Genomic DNA, 20,302 nt, shown 5'->3' with positions numbered 1-20,302 from the left:
ATGAAAGGTTTGAAGGGACTACTTTCCGTCTATCTTGATGATGTTTACCGGACAGCTAATGGCAGCTCGTTTATTGGCTTCCAGTTCATGTTCGTGGATATCTACATGATAGATTCCCTTTTTCTCTTTCCCACCTACTAAAGTACATCTACCATCTTTTTTAGAAATTCTCCACCGGTCCGGTGCTATTTCTACACAAGCATTGCATCCAATGCAGCGATCACGATATTGGGTGATCTTATGCATAATTAGGCGGGTACTACTTTGTACAGTTTATCAGATGGGCGAATCATCTCTTCGATTTTAATAGAGAAACTATCACCTTTTTTGACTTTTTCAACTGATTGATCTGCTACACGCATTTCTTCGATGGTCGTCTTTACAATTCCTGTAGTAGGGCCAGTGATCATTATTTCGTCACCTTTTTCAAGTGCATGCGTTTCCATTAGGAATTCTCCTACACCTAACTTATTGAAGTACTTTACACCTTTGCCGAGAAAGATTTTTTTGGTAGTGGCTTTTGAGCCATGGACTTCACTCCATTCACCCATTTTACGACCTAAGTAATAGCCATCCCAGAAGCCACGGTTATAGACCCGTTCTAGTTCCGTTTTCCATTCTGCAAACTTTTCAGAAGTGTACGTTCCATCGATCACGGCATCACCTGCGTCTCTATAGCACTTGGTGGTGGTGTATACGTAGTCAGCCGCCCGGCCTCTTCCTTCTATTTTGAATACGGACACGCCAGCTTCCACTACTTTGTCCATGAAGTCTATGGTGCAAAGGTCAGCTGCACTCATGATGTATTCATTGTCGATTTTGAGCTCGTTTCCTTGCTCGTCTTTGACCGTGTACTCTCTTCTACAATTTTGAACACAAGCTCCTCTATTGGCAGAAGCCATATCGGAGTGTAGGCTCAAGTAGCATTTGCCTGAGACGGCCATACAGAGCGCACCATGTGCGAAGACTTCTATTCGTACGAGCTCGCCAGCAGGGCCAGTGATATTTCTTTTTTTGATTTCACGAGTGATGTCTGCGACTTGCATCAAGCTTAATTCACGCGCCATGACCATCACGTCGGCATACATAGCATAAAACTCTACCGTTTCAATATTGCTAATGTTTGCTTGGGTGGAAATATGGACAGGAAATCCAATCTTCTTGGCATAATTCATTACAGAATGGTCGGCTGCGATAATCGCAGATATACCACTTTCTTTGGCAGCATCTACTATAGATCGCATCAAACTCATATCATGGTCATACATCACTGTATTGAGTGTTATGTATGATTTCATATTGTTTTCGGCGCAGATTTCAGCGATTTTTCTAAGATCCTCTAGCGTGAAGTTGTTGGAGGATCGAGCACGCATGTTGAGTTGCTCTACACCAAAATAGATAGAATTGGCACCGCCTTTAATGGCTGCATGTAAGCTTTCGTATGAGCCTGCAGGCGCCATAATTTCGATATCGTGTTTCTTTGCTTCCATTGTTATTTTATTTGCCTTCGTAGATCGCTCCAGAAGTCGGTGTTTCATTCAGTTCTAATTTACTCAAAAGTGGGAGCTTTGGTTGTATCTGCTCCCAGATCCATACTACTATGCGCTCTGCAGTTGGGTTTTCAAGTCCTTCTATGTTGTTAAGCAATTGATGATCAATTCGCTCTATTACAGGTTTGACTACATCTTTCAATTCTTTGAAGTCCATGACCCATTGCAACTCTGTATCCAAATCACCTTCCAGATATACAGTCAAATGATAGGTATGCCCATGCATGTTTTTGCACTTATGACCTTCCTCTACATTGGGAAGAAAATGTGCTGAATCAAATGCGAACTTCTTGTAAATAACCATCTTACCTGTTGTTTAATCCGCGAAGTTAGGTGATTTTATATCAATGCTGAAAACCAGAGACTAAAATCATAATACTTGTATGGTAATAGTGATTCTATTTATCTCTATTGGGGAAAATATTGCCCGTTGCACAGAGGGAACAGTAAAATATATGGCCTGGAAACGCATGAAATGCTCTTTTCTGTTTGGAATGGAATTGGTAAGTATTGAACCAAATCATAAAATCATGAAACAGTCAATAGCCAATAGATTAGATTTAATCACTCCAAATTATCCAGCAAAGCAACTCAATCATTCCCTCAAACTGACTTCCAAAATCAAACTTTTTAAACGAAAGCTCTTGAGAGGATACGACATCAGTATGTTCCAGAAAAAAGGAAATGGTCTTAAGACCATAATGGAAAAAACTGGTCGTCTCAATGATTTGTCTGGCCTATATGTGATTTCTTCTTCTACGGGAGAGCCATTAATCTTAAGCTCTTCTAAAAAAGTACTTGCTGATATTCAGCAATTGGCTAGAGGGAAAAGAGCTAAAGACAAGATGATATTAGAAAAGGTAGCTATCCATTATGGATTTCATAGTTATAAAATGGGGCGTGAGTTGCTATTGGCTATGAAGGTCAACTGGCTGGAAGTGACAGATAAAACATTCCGATTGATGCTGAGAAGAGCCATGTCAGCTGAAGTGAAGTTTATGTTATAATATAGGATCAGATTGATCATGGTAGGAATTCATTGATTAAATTTAGAACCTAATCAAATCAAACCAAATGAAAAGGTTCGCTATATTATCCTTCATATTTATTTGTATTTCTTTTTCAGCTCATTCGCAAGTACTTATTTCACTCTTATTAGGAGATAAATTGAATTCTGATAAACTAGAATTTGGTTTAATAGGAGGTTTTTCTTCTGCTAATCAATCTGGTTTAGATGGGAGCAGTAGTTTGGGCGCATTTCATCTTGGGTTTTATTTTGATTTTATCTTAAATGACAAATGGGTATTTAACCCGTCGGTAAACGTGATCTCGGCCTCGGGCATGGAGTTTACCAATCAGAATCCTGCTGTAACGGGTATAAATGACTTGGATGATGTTTTGGTTGGTGCAGATGTTGATTTAAAAGTTGAATATTTTCAGGTCCCACTTTTGATGAAATACAATATCACCCCTGGTTTTCATTTGATGTTAGGCCCTCAGCTGGCCTTGAGACACAAGGCGGCAGCCTATTATTACTATGAATCCAATGGAAATGAATTAATATATAAGGAAGATGTCAGGGATAGCTATAAACGATTGGATGCTGGATTTACTAGCGGTGCTGGTTTTAAGTTGAAACCTGGAGGAATGAATATAGGCTTCAGATATTATCAGGGATTAGTAGATGTTAGAAAAGACAACCCTGGAGATGCTCAAAGAAACCGAAGTTGGTATGTCTATTGTACCATTCCTATTGGCAGAGGAAAAGCGGAGGCTAAACATGCTGTGGCTGATTGATCTTTCTGAGTACATCAAGTAATTTTTCCGTTTCTGCTGATTTGGACTTCTTCTTATTAGCGATCAGATACAAATCGCGGTATGGTACTTTTTTCAATTCACAGGTTTGTAAAGTTCCTTCATTTATAAAGTATTGAGCCACATTGTCAAAAGCAATGGAAAGTCCAGATCCTCTGGTCTGTTGGTACAAAGTTTCGAATTCGTTGGGGATCACATAGTTGGGCACTATAGCAGGTCTTTTCTTTTCAAACACGTTCAACCAAAAGATTTTAATAAAACTGGAATTGTGATCGTGTGCATACCAATTGTATTGTGCGAGCCAGTCTTGCGCCATTTGGTGACTTTTTTTGTATAATTTCTTAAGTTCATTAAAGTCGATGTCTGGTGTACCGACTAATACCACATTTTGAGGTGTCAAATGATGACAATAAGTGTCATAGGTGTTCTGCTTTTCTGGAACAATAGCATATAGCAAATTGCCTTCTTCTACCTTCCTAATGAGCTCTTGTTTGGTTCCAAAAGTCAGATGAACGTATTCGCCAAGTCCCAGGATATTTTGACAGAAGGTAGTCTTGTAAAGATGTGGGGAAACGCCGATGGTCAGTATATTTTTAAGATTGGAATCCGGTTTGATGATTTTGTATTCTACGCCTTCCAGTGCTTCTATAGACCCGGAAATCATCGTATTGAGCATTTGCCCTACGTCTGTTTCCTTTACCCCTTTTGATTTCCGATCGAAGAGTTTTTTACCCATTCGAGATTCTAAAGCTGAAATTTGCTGACTCACCGTAGGCTGGCTCACCATGAGTAGTTCTGCTGCCTTACTTAATGATTTGGTTTTATACACAGCTCTAAAAGTCCTGAGCCACTCTAGGTTGATCATGCTATAAATATTTTAATATCACTAATGCGATTTTACGATAAAAATTTATATCCGGTTTTTGTTTAGTCCCGTTTCCTAGCCTACAACTTTTAAAAAACTAAAACAATAATCAAATGTCAGAAGTAAAAATTAACCCGGAAGGGAAAGTAGCACTCGTAAGTGGTGGCAATAGAGGTATTGGTAAAGCCATTGTTGTAGAATTACTCGAAAGAGGAGCGAAGAAAGTATATGCTGGTGCGAGAAATCCTGAGACCCTTGTAGTATTAAAAGAAAAATATGGTGATCGCCTAGTGCCTTTGAAATTGGATGTTACAGATCAATCTACTGTAGCCGAAGCAGCAAAAATCGCCAATGATGTAGAGATTTTGATAAATAATGCAGGCGTATTGAAGTTCGATAGCATTTTGAGCAAGGATGCAACTCAAAATCTAGCCGCACAATTAGCAGTGAATGTTGAAGGAGTCATCGGCTTGACTAATGCCTTTGTGGAGGATTTGAAGAAAAGGGAAGTAGCGGCCATTGCGAATGTTTCGTCTCTAGCTGGACTAGCCAATATGCCGGTAATCGGAACCTATTCTGTGACGAAAGCTGCCGTGCATAGTGTGACGCAAGGGTACAGGGCCGAATTAGCTGAGAGCAACATATTAGTATCTGGTGTTTATCCTGGTGCGATCGATACCGACATGACGAAGGACATGGAAATGGGTAAAGATACTCCTGAAAACGTAGCTAAGGCAGTGGTGAATGGATTGATTGGCGGACAAGAAGATATCTATCCAGATGTGATGTCTGAGCAATTGGGTGCTGGATATGGCACTAGTCCAAAAACAATTGAAAAAGAATTTGCCAAGTACATTGGCTAAGAAACGAGTAGTTTGAGTTGGTTTTGAAACCCTGACGTCCCGATAGTTATCGAGAGTCAGGGTTTTTTCTTTTTGGAAATAATCCTATTCGGTCTCAAATAATTAGCCACTGAAACCTTAGTTGCATTTGTTGTTTAGCAGACCATGGGCTTTTCCAAAGTTTAAAATATTGGAAAAGTTGTTTAAAATTTTACTCAGCTGGCCGTCTGGCTATCGCCACCTCTTCTTTGAACCAGCAGTCTACTACTACAGATTGTCCTACTTCATAGCTATTGAAATGAATCTCTTCCATGGTTGGAAATTGAGCAGCAGCCAATTCCATGTTCTTTTCGTCGTTTGCCATTTTAAATTTGTCATAAGCCGCAATAAAAACTGCTCGGCGAGCTACGATGTCTTTTTCTCCCACACATTCATTGAAACTAGACATATACAGATTACCAATCAGTTTGTAAGCTTCTTTGTTGTTGTTTTTGGCTATAGCTTGTTTGGCATATTTACAGGCTTCTTGCTTTTTTTGGTTCAATGTCATGGTTTTGGCCAGCTCTAAGTAGACATCACTTTCTTCCGAACCATTTTGTGCTTGCAAAAGTGCTATCCCCAAATAGCGTTGTGCATCACCTAGTCGTTTGTCAATGATCGATTTTTTTGCTGCGTACATGGCCAGTTTGTACTCTGGTTCCTGAGCCAAGACTACGGCTATGGCTTGCTGTGCCTTGTCGTTCACTCCACAGTCCATTTTAAATACCATACTCAGATAGCGTTTGGCATCATCTAATTCACTAAGGTCCTGACCGTATATCTCTTCAACTTTGCCACAATCTAGATCAACTGACTGAAGTAACATTTGGTCTATTTTATCCATATAGCCTTTTTCATCACCTTGTTGGTTGATTTGTTTAGAGATCAGATCATAGTTGGACAATACCTGAGCTTCATCAAAAGGTTGCTTGTATTTTTTAGCTCTACGCATCACATCAAAATATGCAAGCATATTAGACTGGGAGACGGAAGTCATGTTGTCATCAAATCGAACTTGGAAAAGAGAAGCTAGACTGTCATATTTAGCAGGCTGACTAATCCAATAGCGATAAATAGAAGAAAGGAATTGATTTTGTACTTGATCATTCTGACCAAAAATCGAAAATCGCATTTGGTATAGATCGAGTGCTTTTTGTTGATAGATTCTATCCATCTCAGTGTCCTCTGTTTCTTTCATCAAATATTCGTAAACTTTTACTCCTTTGACGTAATACTTTTCATCTTCCTCTGGAATGTTTTTAATAATTACTTCCAAGTTGGTTTGTGCCTTTTCCCAATCTTTGAGATAGTAATAATCCTGAAACATCAGCTTGCGATCTTCGAGAGTAGGCTGATGGGTTTGGCCGATGGAGGCATTTACTATGCAAAGCATTACGGACAGCGTTGAAATCAATTTTTTCATTTGAGTTTTAGTTTTTCTTTGTTGAGGCAATTATTGTGCTAAAAGTACAAATGAAGTGTTAAGTAGGTGTTAAGGCATTTTTAAAAATTTGAAGTGTTCGAAAATGATACAGTTTTTGGCTGTTTGTTGTTCAGTCGTGAACCAAACCATATCAAGATTAAACTAGATTTTTAGCCAAATCAAATACTTCTTTTATTGATTTTATGTCTAAGTCATTGTGAGGATTGACTGGCAATATCTTCATTCGTTTTCTATCTCCTTGTATCAAAGCCGAATGTTGGATTTGGTGTCCTTCCACGATGAGCAAATAAGGTTCTTGAGTTTTTTTGTCTGTCCAGATATAACAAAACGGTTTGTTCTGAAGCAAATAGCAGGGCATGCCATATTTCTTGGTTTCTTTAATGTCGGCGTCGAATTTTAGTACCAGTTCTCTCAATGCTAATAGGCAACTTTTAACCAGCTCAGGTTTTTCTAAATAAAAAGAGGATAAATCAGGATGCATATATCAACTTTGAAAATGAAGTTTAAAAGTAGTGCCATGATTGACTTCACTTTGTACTTCAATTTTGGCACCCATCGCTTCAAGATGTCTTTTAGTCATAAACAATCCCAAGCCTTGACCATCTGATGTGTCGTGGAGTCGAGTACCAAGTTTAAACAATTTTTCTTTGTACTTGAGGAGATCCATTCCAAGCCCGTGATCTTCTATAAAGACAGAAGTTCCTGTTGCCTCCTTACAAGAATAGATGTCTATTGTTTTTGATTGATCAGTGATGCCATATTTGAGTGCATTAGTGATCAAGTTATGAAAGACACTGTCCAGATAAGCAGGAAACGCTTTGATAATATGAGAATCCTCAATGTTCACATGCAAAACAACCTCTTTCCTTTTAATGATTTGGTTGGTCAGTTTGAGTACTCGTTGCACAGCTTCAGATAGATTGCATTCGACTTTTGTAAGTAGCTCGTTTTCATTTTCGAAATTGATTAATTCATTGATGTTCGTGATTGAGTTATCCAACTTTTGAGTTGTTACTTTCAGCATATCTAAATAATCCTCGCTACCAGAGTTAACTTCGATCATCTGAGAAAGACCAATCATATTAGCAACGGAAGCCCGCATGTTGTGAGACGTAATGTAGGAGAATTCTTTTAGCCGTTGATTCTGATCTTTTGTCGTATAAAGCAACTTGGCCAATTCTTTTTCTTTATCCGTTCTTATCTTAATATTCACCAGCATATTGGAGAATATTTGAAGCAATGCAATTTCTTTTTCGGTGTAAGTGTGATAATCTTTGACTGAATCAAATCCTACCAGTCCAGCATATTTTCCTTCATGTATCAATGGAACGGTTAGAATACTTTTAATTTCTTGCTCGATCGTAATGTCTTTGGATGGACCGTCAGGCATCACAGAAGTGTCTGGTATATAGACATGTCTACTGTCTGGGTAAGTGAGCTCTGGAATAGAATGAAGAGGCAAGCCTTGAAGCTTGTCAATAAACGGAGTAACCTCGTCTGAGCACCATTCAAAAGTATTGTCTATGGTTTCATCTTTAGGATTATAATCAAAAATGTAGGCTCGATCTGCTGAAACAAAATGTCCCAATTCCTCCAAAGATTTTTGTATGATCGAATCCACCTGATCCAATGGCGCATTGATGTATTGAGAAGAAATTTTCATCAAAAGTTCTTGCAATTGATTCTGAGATTTCAACGCTTCTTCTGCTTCTTTTTGGAATGATACATTTCTAATACTGGTCTGAATCAATACTTCGTCATGCGTATTGATTCTGGATAGTGCTACAGAAGCGTGGAAACTTTCACCAGTGTATTTTTTGTATTCCCACTCAAATGAGTGTGAGCCATTCATCAAAGCCAATTGCATCACTTCTTCAGCTTTTTCAGTAGATAATCTACCATCTGGTTGATATTCTGGCCAGATAGCAGTAGGAGGGGTGTTCCTACAAGCTTCTATACTTTCAGCATTAAATAGTTTCAATACGGCGTCATTTCCAGTTAGAAATTCGCCAGAAGCTTTTAGAATGATAATAGCATCATGGGAATGTTCAAAAAGGGCTTGATATCGCGTTTGGTTATCCAAAATTTCTTTTTCAGCTTTTTTGAGTTCACTGATATCCCTGATGAAGGCAACTATGCAATCTTGATTTTCCCATTGCATAAAGGAGTAAGAAACCAAACCGAGAAAAGTTGATTGATCTTTGCGAATAAACTCTAATTCTAAAGTTTTACTTGTTTTTTCGCGTTTACTGCTTTTTACTGCTTCAATAACTGATTGATGATCATCTAAATGGTGAACAAGTGTCGGATGCAGCTTGATCATTTCATCCTGTGTATAACCAGTCATTTTTTGGATAGCTGGATTTGCATAAAGAAAAGAACCCTCGTAATAACCTGCCACCAGAATGCCTTCACTTACTCCTTCAAAAACATTTTTGAATTTTGTCTCATTTAAAATTCTTTCTTCTTCAGTTTTCTTTGACAGTGTGATGTCTCTCACAGTAGCTTGAAGAAATTGTCTTTCGCCAATATCAACTCTTGTGAGTAAAACAGTAGCTGGAAAACTTTCTCCATTCATTCGCTGATGCGTCCATTCGAAATAATGTGAGCCACCTTTCATGGCCTTTTGGATCATCTTCTTAGCTTTTTCGGATGAAGGTATACCATCAGGCTGGAATTCTGGTGAAACTTGCCATGGCCCCATGGAAGTCCATTCTTCCATGTCCTTAACTTTAAACATTTCCAGTATGCGCTCGTTGCCAGTCGTAAATTTCCAAGAAGGAGGCTCCAAAGTCATGATGGCATCTTTTGAAGTCACGAAAAGCCGTTTGTACATTTCATTGGCCTGAACTCGCTCTTCTTCGTTTTTAGTTTTTTCAGTGATATCTACGATCAATGCCGAAAAACCATAAATGGTATCATTTTTCAACAGTGGGGCGTACATGATGTCATAATACCTGACCTTTTCATCCAACCCAAATGGTCTAGTAACTGTGAATTTTTCTCCTTTGAGTACTCTATCAAAGTGTTTTTTAGCAAGAGATTTGGATGAATCAGAATTGAAAAAATCTAGAATGCAATCACCTTTTTTTGCCTCTAGTCCATACATTTTTTTGAGCAAAATAATGCCACTCCTATTAATTGAAAGGATTTTGTATGAAGTGTCTAATGCCAGGACAATCAACGAATCATAGCCATCAAGTATTTGCTCCTGGAGTGTCATGTTCATAGCTGGTCAAAAGTTAGGTTGTTTAAATATAGGCGATGATGACCTCAGGAACAAGCCTAATTTTGTATCTAACTAAATCTATTACATTTTCTCATCAGCCAGATTAGCAATATTCATCAAGTACTTTTGTTTAGATTACGCTAATTGAGGAACATTGATGATGAATAAGAATCTTTGGTTGTTTATTGTGCCCGCTTTGATCTGGGGCTCTACATGGTTTACTATCAAGTTCCAGCTGGGAAATGTGGATCCATTGGTGTCTGTAGTATACCGTTATTTGCTCGCAGGGATACTCATGATTTCATTTTGTTTACTCACCAAGAGGAATATGAAATTCACTCTTAAGGAGCATGGGTTTATTGCATTACAGGGTTTTCTGTTGTTTGGTGTCAACTATTGGTTGGTTTATGAGGCGGAGGTTTTCTTGGCCAGCGGATTAATCGCAGTAGCTTATTCTACACTCGTGTTTTTGAATTCAGGCTTCGGTGCCATTTTCTTAAATCGTCCAATTGATAAGAGCATTCTAATGGCTGCTTTGTTTGGATTGTCTGGAACCATTCTAATTTTTAGTAATGAGTTTTTAGGTTTGACTTTTTCTCGCGAAACAATTATAGGTACCATTATTACAGTTTTATCTGTTGTGATCGCTTCATTAGGAAATATCACTTCAGCTAGAAATTCAGCCAATCATATTCCAGTGATCCAAGCCAATGCTTATGGCATGCTGTACGGAGGGATATGGATGGGTTTATTGGCTCTGATTTTAAATAGACCATTTAGCTTTGATCCATCGGCATCATATATTATTTCTCTACTTTACCTTACTGTATTTGGGTCAATCATTGCTTTTGGCACCTACTTGACATTGATCAGTAGAGTAGGAGCAGATAAGGCGGCCTATGCCTTGGTTATTATACCTGTGATTGCGATTGTCATCTCTTCTATTTTTGAAAACTATCAAATGACGCTGTATGCGGCAATTGGAATAATTCTGATTTTGATTGGTAATGTATTAGCTATTCGAAAAAAGAAAAATGCTACGAAAGTAGCCTGAGATTGAGCTGCAAAACACTTTTTTTGGCTATATTTAATTAAACACAATAATACGCAGTATTATTCGTCGTGTCATTTAGTTCAACTATTGACCTTTATTGCATATCTATCAGCTATTGGACAGAAGCCCCTGACCTGTCGTGCAAGTATTGCAGCATTCTTACTAGCGCGTAAAAATCTAGAAGAGAAAAATTATTTCCATGAGGAAGTATAAGATTTTTGATGGAATGATCGAGGGCGTTCAAGTCATTGATCAGAATTGGTATTATATATATGCTAATGACGCAGTAGCAAAGCATGCCAAACTTTCCAAAAGTGATTTGGTAGGATTTACAATGATGGAAAAATTTCCAGGCATTGAAAAAACACCTTTATTCAAGCTTCTGGAAAAGTGCATGCAAAACCAACAGGCCGACACTTGGATTAATGAATTTGATTTCCCCGACCAATCTAAAGGATATTTCGAGTTGAGAATACGGCCAGTTGAAGATGGGTTATTAATTCTATCCTTCGATATCACAGCACAGAAGAAGGCGGACGAGATTATTCGGAAGTCAAATGAAGAATTGGAGCAATTGGTGGAAGTGAGGACCAAAGAAATTCTGGATCAGAAAATATTGATCGAAGCTCAAACAGAGTATTTGAAAGACCTAAATAATGCCAAAGATAAGTTTTTCAATATTATAGCTCATGATTTAAGAAGCCCACTCCATTCGTTAAAAGGCCTGTCATCTATAATGATTGATGGAATTGATCACTTAAGTAATGAAGATATTAAAAAATTGAGTTTGGGTCTTCAAACAACAGTGGACAATGCCATCAACTTGACAGATAATTTGATAGAGTGGGCAAGGATACAGATTCAAGAGTTTGAAACCAGAAAAGAGGAAGTTGTATTGGATGATGTATTAAATAGCGTTTGGCATTTGTACAGGTATCAAGCGGAAAAGAAAAATATCAAATTGTGTAATATCAAGAAGAGTAAAGTCAACGCATTTGGAGATAAAAATCAGATTACATTCATTGTCAGGAATTTGCTTAACAATGCCATCAAATTCACCCCTGAGGGTGGAATGGTGGAAATGGAAGTATCCAAAACAAGTAATAATAGAGTCAATATTCTAGTTAAAGACAATGGTGTGGGCATGTCTAAAGAAGAAATTGCAGATTTACTGACCCAAATGGAAAAATCCAGTACCACAGGTACGGCTGGAGAAAAAGGCACAGGTATGGGTCTGAAATTGTGCTTCGAATTTGCCAAATTAAATGGTGGAAAAATTGAGGTAGAAAGTATTCCTAATCAAGCCACGGAATTCAGTTTGGTGCTCAAAGAATTTCAAGCAAAGACCAGAACGAAAAAGGATAAAACAAATATGTTTACTTAATTTCTATACCATCACAAGTGCCTACAAAAGGAACGCCATTTTGCTCAAAAGCATATGTAATTAAACCAACGTAAACTTCATTTTCATAAGTTGGGGCTGTGCCTGGTAATTCACCAGTACCGTTATACAACGTCCAATCGTCGGCACTTTCATCTAGATTTGGGACTTGCCAATACACTGTAATCGATTGATCTTCGTTGCCCACGATCCTAATGTCCGCTCTTCCATCAGGGACTGTATTGGCTCCTATATCGTTTACACTTGAGTTGCCATCGTTTGTGTTTTTTCCTTCAATCGTGAAACTCGCAGAACCGCGATGTCCAACTACGACATGGCTGGAACTGGCTGTAGCCAAATCAAGTACATGAACTTGAACGCCACAAAAATTATATGGATCATTAGCAGAAGTAGGTGCTGTTTGAGAGTCTTCTTGAGTTCCTATTCCAATATTTCTGGCAATGAATTCAAATGGAAAGGAGAGCTTTTTTGCATCTAGTCGACCTTGATCTTCGTGGTAGTGTAAGGTTATGTTGTCAGTATTAGAAGTCAGGTTCGCATAGTAACGGCCGTCTTTTCTTGAGACATCCGGGAGCGCTGACTCATTATTGGTAACATAATCTAATAATGCACCATTTCCAGCAAAATCATCAGATAATTCGTCGAGATCAATCACTTCCTCATCTTTGTCTGATTCAGAATCATTCATTGATTCTGGCTCGTCGCTAACACATGCGATGACAAATAGGAGTGCGCTAAAAATAAGGAGTTGGTTAATTTTTTTCATATCAATGGAACGATGCATTGTGATAAGTAATTGAATATTGCGACGGTTTTCGATGAATCGTCCAGAATTATCGATTGTTAAACTTCCCAATTAGATGTATCAAACCTCCGTTGATTTCTTTTGAAATTTTAAAGAAATAGACTGAACCACAGTAGATCAATCCAATAATTATAGATCGAATAGCCAAATCCAATACCGTATTTTCAAATGATGGTATCGCAAATCCAATAATTAGCACGATGATTCCGATGACTAGAAGAGTTGCATTATTCCAAGTAAATGGAGTAAATCCAAATTTTACTTTAATGAAAATCATTTTGATGATAGCAAAAACAAGCAAAGCTAAAAAAGACGCAAATGCGGCTCCGGTAATACCAAATGCGGGTATCAAAATCAAATTAAGACAGATCATCATGATAGCCAATATGGCTATGGTGGCGACGTTGAATTTGTAATATTTGGACATCGATATGATTGGGCTACTATTGGCGAATGTCATTTCTATCACTTTAGAAAGGCCTATGAAATAAACTACATATTTACCCGAAGCAAACATTTCACCATTCGCCATAAGGCTAAATAAGTTATCAAGATTGCAGACCAGCCCTATAAAAAACAATCCGCCAACTACCATTTGATTGATGGAGGTTTGCTTGTAAATTTTCTCTATGGCCGCTAAATCTTGATTTTCCAGTGAGTCTGAGACCAACGGTGTGGTAATTTGAGCAATGACTCGTCGCGAAAGCTCGATCATCACGGCAAAATAGAAAACTGTCGAATAGATGCCATTGGCACTAAGCCCTAAAGCTGAAGAGATCATAATTTGGTCAATGTTTAGAACAATATTGTTGCTCCCAGCTCCTATCATAACAAACAAGGAGTACATCGCTATTCGTTTGATCAGTGGTTTGTCTATCAAATCAAATTGAAAACTAAATTGAAGTTGACCCAGTTTGAAAATGTATGCAAGTAATAAGATCAACATAGAACCGTACATGACAATGAGGCTATAGACCAGCTGATGAAATGAGATGAACTGTAAAAAGTAAAGCGTGACACCAATGGACAGCATCAGCCTCAAAGCCACTTCCTTGATAATGTTTTGCACAATGATTTTTAGGAATAACCTGCCATAAATTTCAAATAAACTATAAAGAGATAGAATTAAAACTAGAGCGATAACTACCCGAAAGTAGTCTGATAAAAGGGCAGAGTTGGTGCTGAAGTAGTTGGTTATTGGCGCTTCAAAAATATGGAGCAAACCGCAAGCTGTTGCGAAACCCAGCAAGACTACTAGCACGCAAAAAGTAATTAACTGATTAAGCCCATTGGTTTTTTTTCTTAACTCAGGAGCAAACTTGAGTAACGTATTACCAATTCCGAGTTGTGAGAATGAAACAATCAGAAAAGCAGTAGATGGAATCACCCGAAGTAAACCAATTTGTTCGGTTGAGAGAAATAGAGGGAAAAGAATAATCGTATTTACAAAGCCGATACCCGCGCCTAAATAGGTGAAAAACGCTGAGATACTGCTTTGTTTAATAACTACACCCAATCGAATTTTGTGTTTTGGTTCGCCGCAATGATAACTTATAAACCGTAATTTGGTATTTAATTCTAATGCAATTTGTAAGTTTATAATTCAATTCTAAAATACGACTACCGTGACGAACGCTGAAATAAAATCCAAGCTAAAACTCGCCTCCAAACTGATGGAACTTCATGGCGATAACCCATTCAAAATCCGTGGATATCAAACAGCGGCAGATACAATCAATGGGCTCGATGTAGAAATGAATTCCATGCCTCTAGCCGATATCCCCAATATTGAAGGTATAGGAAAGGGAATGGCTTCCAATATTACTCAACTACTCGAGCGTGGTTCGTTCGACAGCATGGATCAGTTGCTGACTGATACGCCAGAGGGCGTAGTCGAGATGTTCAAAATTTCGGGGTTTGGTCCAAAGAAAATTGGGGTACTCTGGAAAGAAGGAGGGGCAGAATCCATGGATGAGCTCTTGCAATTGTGTCAACAAGGAAAAGTAGCCAAGCTCAAAGGGTTCGCTGAGAAGTCACAAGAGACGCTGATGAATGCCGTTCAGTTCGCCATAAGTTGTAGAGGTTTTGAGCGCTATGCCAATGTGGAACCTTTTATGACTTTGATCTTATCGGATTTTGAAAAACACCCATCGATTACTTTATTTTCAGAAACCGGGGATCTACGCCGCCGAATGGAAGTGATTGGTTGTTTAGAGTTTCTTGTAGCATCAGATGATTTTGAAGCAACACGTCAATCAATTAACGGAATTGAATCATTTGAGGAAAAAGAAAAACTATCCGGTCCCATGACCTGGTGTGGTTTGTACCATCCTTGTGTTATTCCCATAAAAATAAGGTTTTGCAGTACAGATCAATTTTACAATACATTGGTAGAAACCACGGCAAATCCAAAACATTTGAATGCTCCACTTGAAGGAGATAAAAGTTTGAAAACAGTGGTTCGTGAAAAAGCCTATGCTTCAGAAGAAGCCGTGTACGAGGCAGCTGGATTATCTCCTATGGTACCAGAATTGAGAGAAGGAGAGTTTGAAATAGAGTTGGCTAAGCAAAACAAACTACCCAAGTTGGTAGAGATGCAGGATTTGAAAGGCATCCTGCACAATCATTCCACTTATAGCGATGGCAAACATACTTTGCGCCAAATGGCAGAACATTGTAGGGATTTGGGATATGCGTATTTGGGGATTTCAGATCACAGTCAGACGGCAGTTTATGCCAATGGACTACAAGATTTTAGAGTCAAAGAACAACAAGAGGAAATCAATAAGTTAAATGAAGAGCTAGCTCCGTTTAAGATTTTTTCTGGAATAGAGTCTGACATATTAGCTGATGGCTCCTTGGACTATCCCGATGATGTACTGGCCAGTTTTGATTTTATCGTGGCTTCGGTACATTCAGGCCTGACCATGGACATTACCAAGGCCACCAACAGACTACTCACTGCGATCAATAATCCTCATACTACAATCTTAGGCCATATGACTGGGAGATTGATTCTCGAAAGAGAAGGCTATCCTGTCGATCATAAGGCGGTCATTGACGCCTGTGCTGAAATGGGTGTGGTGATAGAAATCAACGCCAGCCCTTACCGATTGGATATCGATTGGCGATGGGTTCATTATGCGATAGAAAAGGGAGTGATGCTCAGCATCAATCCTGACGCGCATAAAATGGAAGGCTATAAGGATATGTACTACGGACTGCTAGCTGGGCGCAAAGGAGGATTGACCAAAGAGATGTGCCTGAATGCGATGAGTTTGGATGAGATTTCTAAGTATTTTGAGGGGAGACGGAAATGAATTTAACATTAGTTTGTCATTTCGAACGCTAGAGAGAAATCTTACCCAACTTCAAAATCTTAATGAGATTTCTCCCTCCAGTCGAAATGACAAAAAAATTTTATAAAAAATGAAAACCATTTACCTCGTTCGTCATGCCAAATCCAGCTGGAAGGATTCTAGTTTGAGGGATAGAGATAGACCCTTAAATAAACGCGGCAAACGTGATGCACCTCGGATGGCCGAGTATTTAAAGAAAGAAATAGACTGCCCAGATGTATTTGTAAGTAGTCCTTCTAGAAGAACTCAAGATACTGCCGTTAATTTTTTACATGCCTTTGGGAAGGTCATGAGCGACTTGGTATTGGAGGAAGATTTGTTTCATGGCGATGAACAAGATATTGAAACGGTCATTCATTCTATAGGTAATGATCATGATTCAGGAATGATCTTCATTCATAACCCTGGAATTACGGAATATGTAAATGAATTAACTGATGCCAATATATTCAATATTCCCACTTGTGGTATAGCTGGTATTCAATTGCAGACCGATGATTGGAAAGAAGTAGGGAAATGTGAAGCCGAAATGCTTTTTTATTTTTATCCGAAAGGTCTAGATTTACGAACCCAATAGAGTCTATGGCTCTTCCATTCCCAAAGCTAAGTGTGATTCTGCTTGATTCGAATTCTTGATGAGAATTTGAATAGCAGCTATCGCAACAAATTTGTTTAAAACACTAAATAAGAATTTATGGTTTACAAACCAGCAGCCAATCGATACGACACGATGAAATACCGCCGATGTGGTAAATCGGGACTTTTATTACCCGCTATTTCATTAGGCCTGTGGCACAACTTTGGTCATGTCGATGAATATGAAAACGGATGTAAAATGGTGCAATATGCTTTTGACCAAGGCATTACCCATTTCGATTTGGCCAACAATTATGGACCACCTCCAGGATCTGCGGAAGAAAACTTTGGCAAAATGCTGAAGCAGAATTTGATGCCGTTCAGAGATGAAATGATCATTTCTACCAAAGCTGGCTACCACATGTGGGAAGGGCCTTATGGAGAATGGGGGAGTAGAAAATATATCCTCTCTAGTCTGGATCAATCGCTGAAAAGAATGGGATTGGATTACGTGGATATTTTCTACCATCACAGACCAGATCCGAATACGCCTATCGAAGAATCTGCATTGGCTTTGGATCATGCTGTGAAACAAGGAAAAGCTTTGTATGTGGGAGTGTCGAATTACCAACCAGAGCAGACAGAAGAGATCACCAAGATTTTCAAAGAACTCCGAACGCCGTTTATCATTCATCAGCCACGCTACTCCATGTTTGATCGATGGGTTGAAGATGGGTTGTTAGACACTTTGGAATCCAATGGGATAGGAAGTATTGTATTCTCTCCATTGGCGCAAGGCCTATTGACTGATAAGTATCTGAAAGGCATTCCAGAAGGATCAAGAGCAGCGAAAGATTGGGGCTTCCTGAAAAGCGATCATGTCACTGAAGAAAAGATTAACAAAGTCTTAGCCTTGGAGAAAATTGCAAAGTCCAGAGGACAGGAAATATCTCAATTGGCCATTGCATGGTTGCTGAGAAATGATGTCGTAACTTCAGTGCTGATAGGGGCGAGTAGCGTGGAGCAACTGAAGCAGAATTTGAAGAGTATAGACAATATTGAGTTCTCCGAACAGGAGCTTGATGATATTGAAACTATATTGAAAGGTTAATAAAAAAGGCCTGTTTCAACACAATTGAAACAGGCCTTTTTTTGTATTAAATTTATTCTATTACTCTACAATTTGCGCATCGTCATCTGACTTTGAATCCGTTTTCTTAGATTTTTTTGGTGCTGCTGCTTTTGCTTTCTTAGACTCAATAATCGCCTGAACTTCTTCCGGAGATTTGCCTTTCAAGTACTCTGGTAATTCCATTCCTGCCATGTTGAACATTTCTTGCAGCGGCGGTACCGACTTATATAATCCGGAAATAAAATTAGCTGTTGAGCCTTTTTCTCCGTCCTTATTTCCACCATCCCAGACTGTGATTTTATCAATCTTGATGTTCTTAATTGCTTCTGCTTGAGTCTTGACCAATTCTGGTAATTTATCAGCTACTAAAAGAAGTACGGCATCTTTGGAGTTGTCTCCAGCGGCGCTTACGATTTGTTTTAATCCTTCAGCTTGTTTGGTTAATATTTCTAGTAAACCTTGCGCTTCCGCTTGTTTTTTAAATAGAATCGCATCCGCTTCTCCTTTAGCTTTTCTCCTTATCATTTCGGCTTCGGCCTCAGCGGCGATCTCTACTCTTTCTTTATCTATTTGAGCAGGAATCACAATGTCGGCATTTTGTGCAGCTTTGTCCCTTGTTGCCCTAGCTTTTTCTGCAGACTGCTCTGCGGCATAAGCTTCCTCTAACGCTTTCGCATGTTGTACTTTTTCTGCTGCAGTAGATATTTTCAAAGCTTCTGCTTCTTTTTCGACTCTTAAAGCATCTGATTGTGCGACTTTGATTTTGGCTGTGTTTTCTCCTTCCACGGCTCTTGCATTGGCATCAGAGACTTGAACTCTTTGATCTTGATGAGCATTGGCTTCACCAATAGCTCCATCCCTGTCCTTTTCAGCTACAGATTTTTTGGCATCATTGATGGCCTTGGCTGCAGCTTCTTTTCCTAGTGCTTCAATGTACCCAGACTCATCTTTGATATCTGTCACATTTACGTTGATCAGTTTAAGACCAATTTTCTTTAATTCTTGTCCCACGTTTGAAGCTACGTTTTCAAGAAATTTATCTCTGTTGCTGTTGATCTCTTCAATGTCCATGGTGGCCACTACCAATCTCAACTGACCAAAGATGATGTCCTTGGCTAGATCGTGGATATTTTCTTGAGAAAGACCCAAAAGACGCTCAGCTGCATTGTTCATCACGCCTAATTCGGTTGAAATACCTACCGTAAATCTGGATGGTACATCTACTCGGATGTTTTGCCTACTCAAAGCATTAGTCAGCATTACTTCTATGGAAATGGGGGTAAGATCTAGGAATTCATAATCCTGAAAAACCGGCCAAACAAAGGCGGCCCCACCATGGATACATTTGGCTGATCCGTCGCCCACCTTTCCATAAACGACTAGAATTCTGTCCGATGGACAACGCTTGTACCTCCTGAAAAAGGTAACAAGTACAACAAAAACGAATAGCGCCGAAAGGGCTAATACGGGTAATGCGAATATGCTCATTATGATTGGCTTTTTGTAACGATTAAAATATTGTTGGTAGCGATGTCCCTTACTGTAATGACAGCCCCGGGACGCAGGGTTTCTTCATCATCTGTGATGGCTTCCAGTGTACGCAAAGTGCCTTGCACTTGAATTTGAACCTGACCGATGTTATCACGTTTGGCTCTGATTTCCATGTAGACTTCACCGACTGCTCCAATGGCATTTTTCATTTTGATTGTGCCACTGGCATTGGCTTTGCCCAGCAAGTATAGAATTCCACCCATAACAACCATCATCACCAATCCAGATATCATCGAAATAAAAATGGACCAGTTGTTCGAAAGTCCTGAGTCTAAACACGCAATGCCAGTCCAGGAAAATATGGTAAAAAAGGCAACCAGGTTTTTTAGAGTAAAAAATTGAAAACCGATGCCATCATCGGTTTCCACATCCATGTCTGCACTTCCATCATCAGGAATGTCCCCGAAGAAAAAAGTCATGATGAGTTGAAGCAAGAAGAATATGGTGAAAGGAATGGCAATGCCCCAATAAATTCTCAATAAAGTATCTAGAGATTCCCACCATTCGGTAAAATTGTATGACATGAGGTAAGTGTAAAATGCGTTTGAAAATAGAGGTTTTATTTGAGAGAAAAAAATTAATTATAAGATGTTAACATTCTTTTATTCTCAGGTACATTTTTAATTCTCTGGTTATTAA

Annotated in this window: 19 protein-coding genes; 8 read left to right on the top strand and 11 right to left on the bottom strand. The window is 38.9% G+C overall.

Features of this window, described 5'->3' with window-relative positions; genetic code table 11:
• Positions 1-18: 18 nt before the first annotated feature.
• Genes ABJH98_RS11435 through queD form a run of 3 tightly spaced genes read right to left on the bottom strand, consistent with a single transcriptional unit; the run spans position 19 to position 1,854 of the window.
• Entirely contained in the window at positions 19-246 is a 228-nt protein-coding gene (locus tag ABJH98_RS11435) for a ferredoxin (RefSeq protein ID WP_348307810.1), read from the bottom strand.
• Positions 247-248: 2 nt separating this feature from the next.
• Complete coding sequence (locus ABJH98_RS11430) at positions 249-1,538, bottom strand: peptidase U32 family protein (protein ID WP_348307809.1); 1,290 nt, start codon at positions 1,536-1,538, stop codon at positions 249-251.
• Positions 1,498-1,854: a 6-carboxytetrahydropterin synthase QueD gene (gene queD / locus ABJH98_RS11425; RefSeq protein ID WP_348307808.1), complete on the bottom strand. Its 357-nt coding sequence runs from the start codon at positions 1,852-1,854 to the stop codon at positions 1,498-1,500. Before queD ends, ABJH98_RS11430 begins: the two co-directional genes overlap by 41 nt.
• Before the next feature lie 226 nt (positions 1,855-2,080).
• Here queD and ABJH98_RS11420 point away from each other — a divergent pair, with 226 nt between their 5' ends.
• Both ABJH98_RS11420 and ABJH98_RS11415 read left to right on the top strand, forming a co-directional pair.
• Positions 2,081-2,557, top strand: a complete 477-nt coding sequence (locus tag ABJH98_RS11420) for a hypothetical protein (protein WP_348307806.1) — start codon at positions 2,081-2,083, stop codon at positions 2,555-2,557.
• A 67-nt stretch (positions 2,558-2,624) separates the two neighbouring features.
• Positions 2,625-3,347, top strand: coding sequence for a porin family protein (locus ABJH98_RS11415; protein ID WP_348307805.1), 723 nt, complete (start codon positions 2,625-2,627; stop codon positions 3,345-3,347).
• Here the strand turns inward: ABJH98_RS11415 and ABJH98_RS11410 are convergent.
• Positions 3,325-4,230, bottom strand: a complete 906-nt coding sequence (locus ABJH98_RS11410) for a LysR family transcriptional regulator (protein ID WP_348307804.1) — start codon at positions 4,228-4,230, stop codon at positions 3,325-3,327. The genes ABJH98_RS11415 and ABJH98_RS11410 overlap by 23 nt on opposite strands.
• Positions 4,231-4,343: 113 nt before the next feature.
• On the opposite strand from ABJH98_RS11410, the gene ABJH98_RS11405 reads away from it, so the two are divergent.
• Positions 4,344-5,093: an SDR family oxidoreductase gene (locus tag ABJH98_RS11405; protein WP_348307803.1), complete on the top strand. Its 750-nt coding sequence runs from the start codon at positions 4,344-4,346 to the stop codon at positions 5,091-5,093.
• Positions 5,094-5,283: 190 nt separating this feature from the next.
• Here ABJH98_RS11405 and ABJH98_RS11400 read toward each other — a convergent pair whose 3' ends face one another.
• The 3 genes from ABJH98_RS11400 to ABJH98_RS11390 form a co-directional block, all read right to left on the bottom strand.
• On the bottom strand, positions 5,284-6,534 hold the full coding sequence (locus ABJH98_RS11400; protein WP_348307802.1) for a hypothetical protein: 1,251 nt from the start codon (positions 6,532-6,534) through the stop codon (positions 5,284-5,286).
• A gap of 157 nt (positions 6,535-6,691) precedes the next feature.
• A complete protein-coding gene (locus ABJH98_RS11395) occupies positions 6,692-7,036 on the bottom strand; it encodes a DUF1801 domain-containing protein (protein WP_348307801.1) in 345 nt (114 codons plus the stop codon).
• Positions 7,037-7,039: 3 nt separating this feature from the next.
• Positions 7,040-9,784 carry a PAS domain S-box protein gene (locus tag ABJH98_RS11390; RefSeq protein WP_348307800.1) on the bottom strand — a complete coding sequence of 915 codons (2,745 nt, stop codon included), beginning with the start codon at positions 9,782-9,784 and terminating at the stop codon, positions 7,040-7,042.
• A 157-nt stretch (positions 9,785-9,941) separates the two neighbouring features.
• Between ABJH98_RS11390 and ABJH98_RS11385 the strand changes: the two genes are divergently transcribed.
• Entirely contained in the window at positions 9,942-10,838 is an 897-nt protein-coding gene (locus tag ABJH98_RS11385; RefSeq protein WP_348307799.1) for an EamA family transporter, read from the top strand.
• A 199-nt stretch (positions 10,839-11,037) separates the two neighbouring features.
• Complete coding sequence (locus ABJH98_RS11380) at positions 11,038-12,222, top strand: ATP-binding protein (protein ID WP_348307798.1); 1,185 nt, start codon at positions 11,038-11,040, stop codon at positions 12,220-12,222.
• Here ABJH98_RS11380 and ABJH98_RS11375 read toward each other — a convergent pair.
• Both ABJH98_RS11375 and ABJH98_RS11370 read right to left on the bottom strand, forming a co-directional pair.
• Positions 12,215-13,006 (bottom strand): hypothetical protein, encoded by a 792-nt coding sequence (locus ABJH98_RS11375; protein ID WP_348307797.1) that lies wholly within the window; start codon positions 13,004-13,006, stop codon positions 12,215-12,217. The two genes, ABJH98_RS11380 and ABJH98_RS11375, sit on opposite strands and share 8 nt — an antisense overlap.
• A 67-nt stretch (positions 13,007-13,073) precedes the next feature.
• Positions 13,074-14,561 (bottom strand): polysaccharide biosynthesis C-terminal domain-containing protein, encoded by a 1,488-nt coding sequence (locus ABJH98_RS11370; RefSeq protein WP_348307796.1) that lies wholly within the window; start codon positions 14,559-14,561, stop codon positions 13,074-13,076.
• 109 nt (positions 14,562-14,670) lie between these two features.
• Here ABJH98_RS11370 and ABJH98_RS11365 point away from each other — a divergent pair, with 109 nt between their 5' ends.
• From ABJH98_RS11365 to mgrA, 3 genes are all read left to right on the top strand, one after another.
• Positions 14,671-16,365: a PHP domain-containing protein gene (locus ABJH98_RS11365; protein ID WP_348307795.1), complete on the top strand. Its 1,695-nt coding sequence runs from the start codon at positions 14,671-14,673 to the stop codon at positions 16,363-16,365.
• Positions 16,366-16,474: 109 nt separating this feature from the next.
• A complete protein-coding gene (locus ABJH98_RS11360) occupies positions 16,475-16,981 on the top strand; it encodes a histidine phosphatase family protein (protein WP_348307794.1) in 507 nt (168 codons plus the stop codon).
• A gap of 117 nt (positions 16,982-17,098) precedes the next feature.
• Positions 17,099-18,091 carry an L-glyceraldehyde 3-phosphate reductase gene (mgrA, locus tag ABJH98_RS11355; RefSeq protein WP_348307793.1) on the top strand — a complete coding sequence of 331 codons (993 nt, stop codon included), beginning with the start codon at positions 17,099-17,101 and terminating at the stop codon, positions 18,089-18,091.
• A 60-nt stretch (positions 18,092-18,151) separates the two neighbouring features.
• Here mgrA and ABJH98_RS11350 read toward each other — a convergent pair whose 3' ends face one another.
• Positions 18,152-19,600, bottom strand: coding sequence for an SPFH domain-containing protein (locus ABJH98_RS11350; RefSeq protein WP_348307791.1), 1,449 nt, complete (start codon positions 19,598-19,600; stop codon positions 18,152-18,154).
• The gene (locus ABJH98_RS11345) at positions 19,600-20,187 is read right to left on the bottom strand and encodes a hypothetical protein (protein ID WP_348307790.1); all 588 of its coding nucleotides are present in this window, start codon (positions 20,185-20,187) and stop codon (positions 19,600-19,602) included. Before ABJH98_RS11345 ends, ABJH98_RS11350 begins: the two co-directional genes overlap by 1 nt.
• Between the last annotated feature and the right edge of the window lie 115 nt (positions 20,188-20,302).

Source organism: Reichenbachiella sp., assembly GCF_039969095.1.
Taxonomy (GTDB): domain Bacteria; phylum Bacteroidota; class Bacteroidia; order Cytophagales; family Cyclobacteriaceae; genus Reichenbachiella.
Note: the sequence above shows the minus strand (reverse complement) of the source record. Positions and strands in the feature narration are given on the sequence as shown.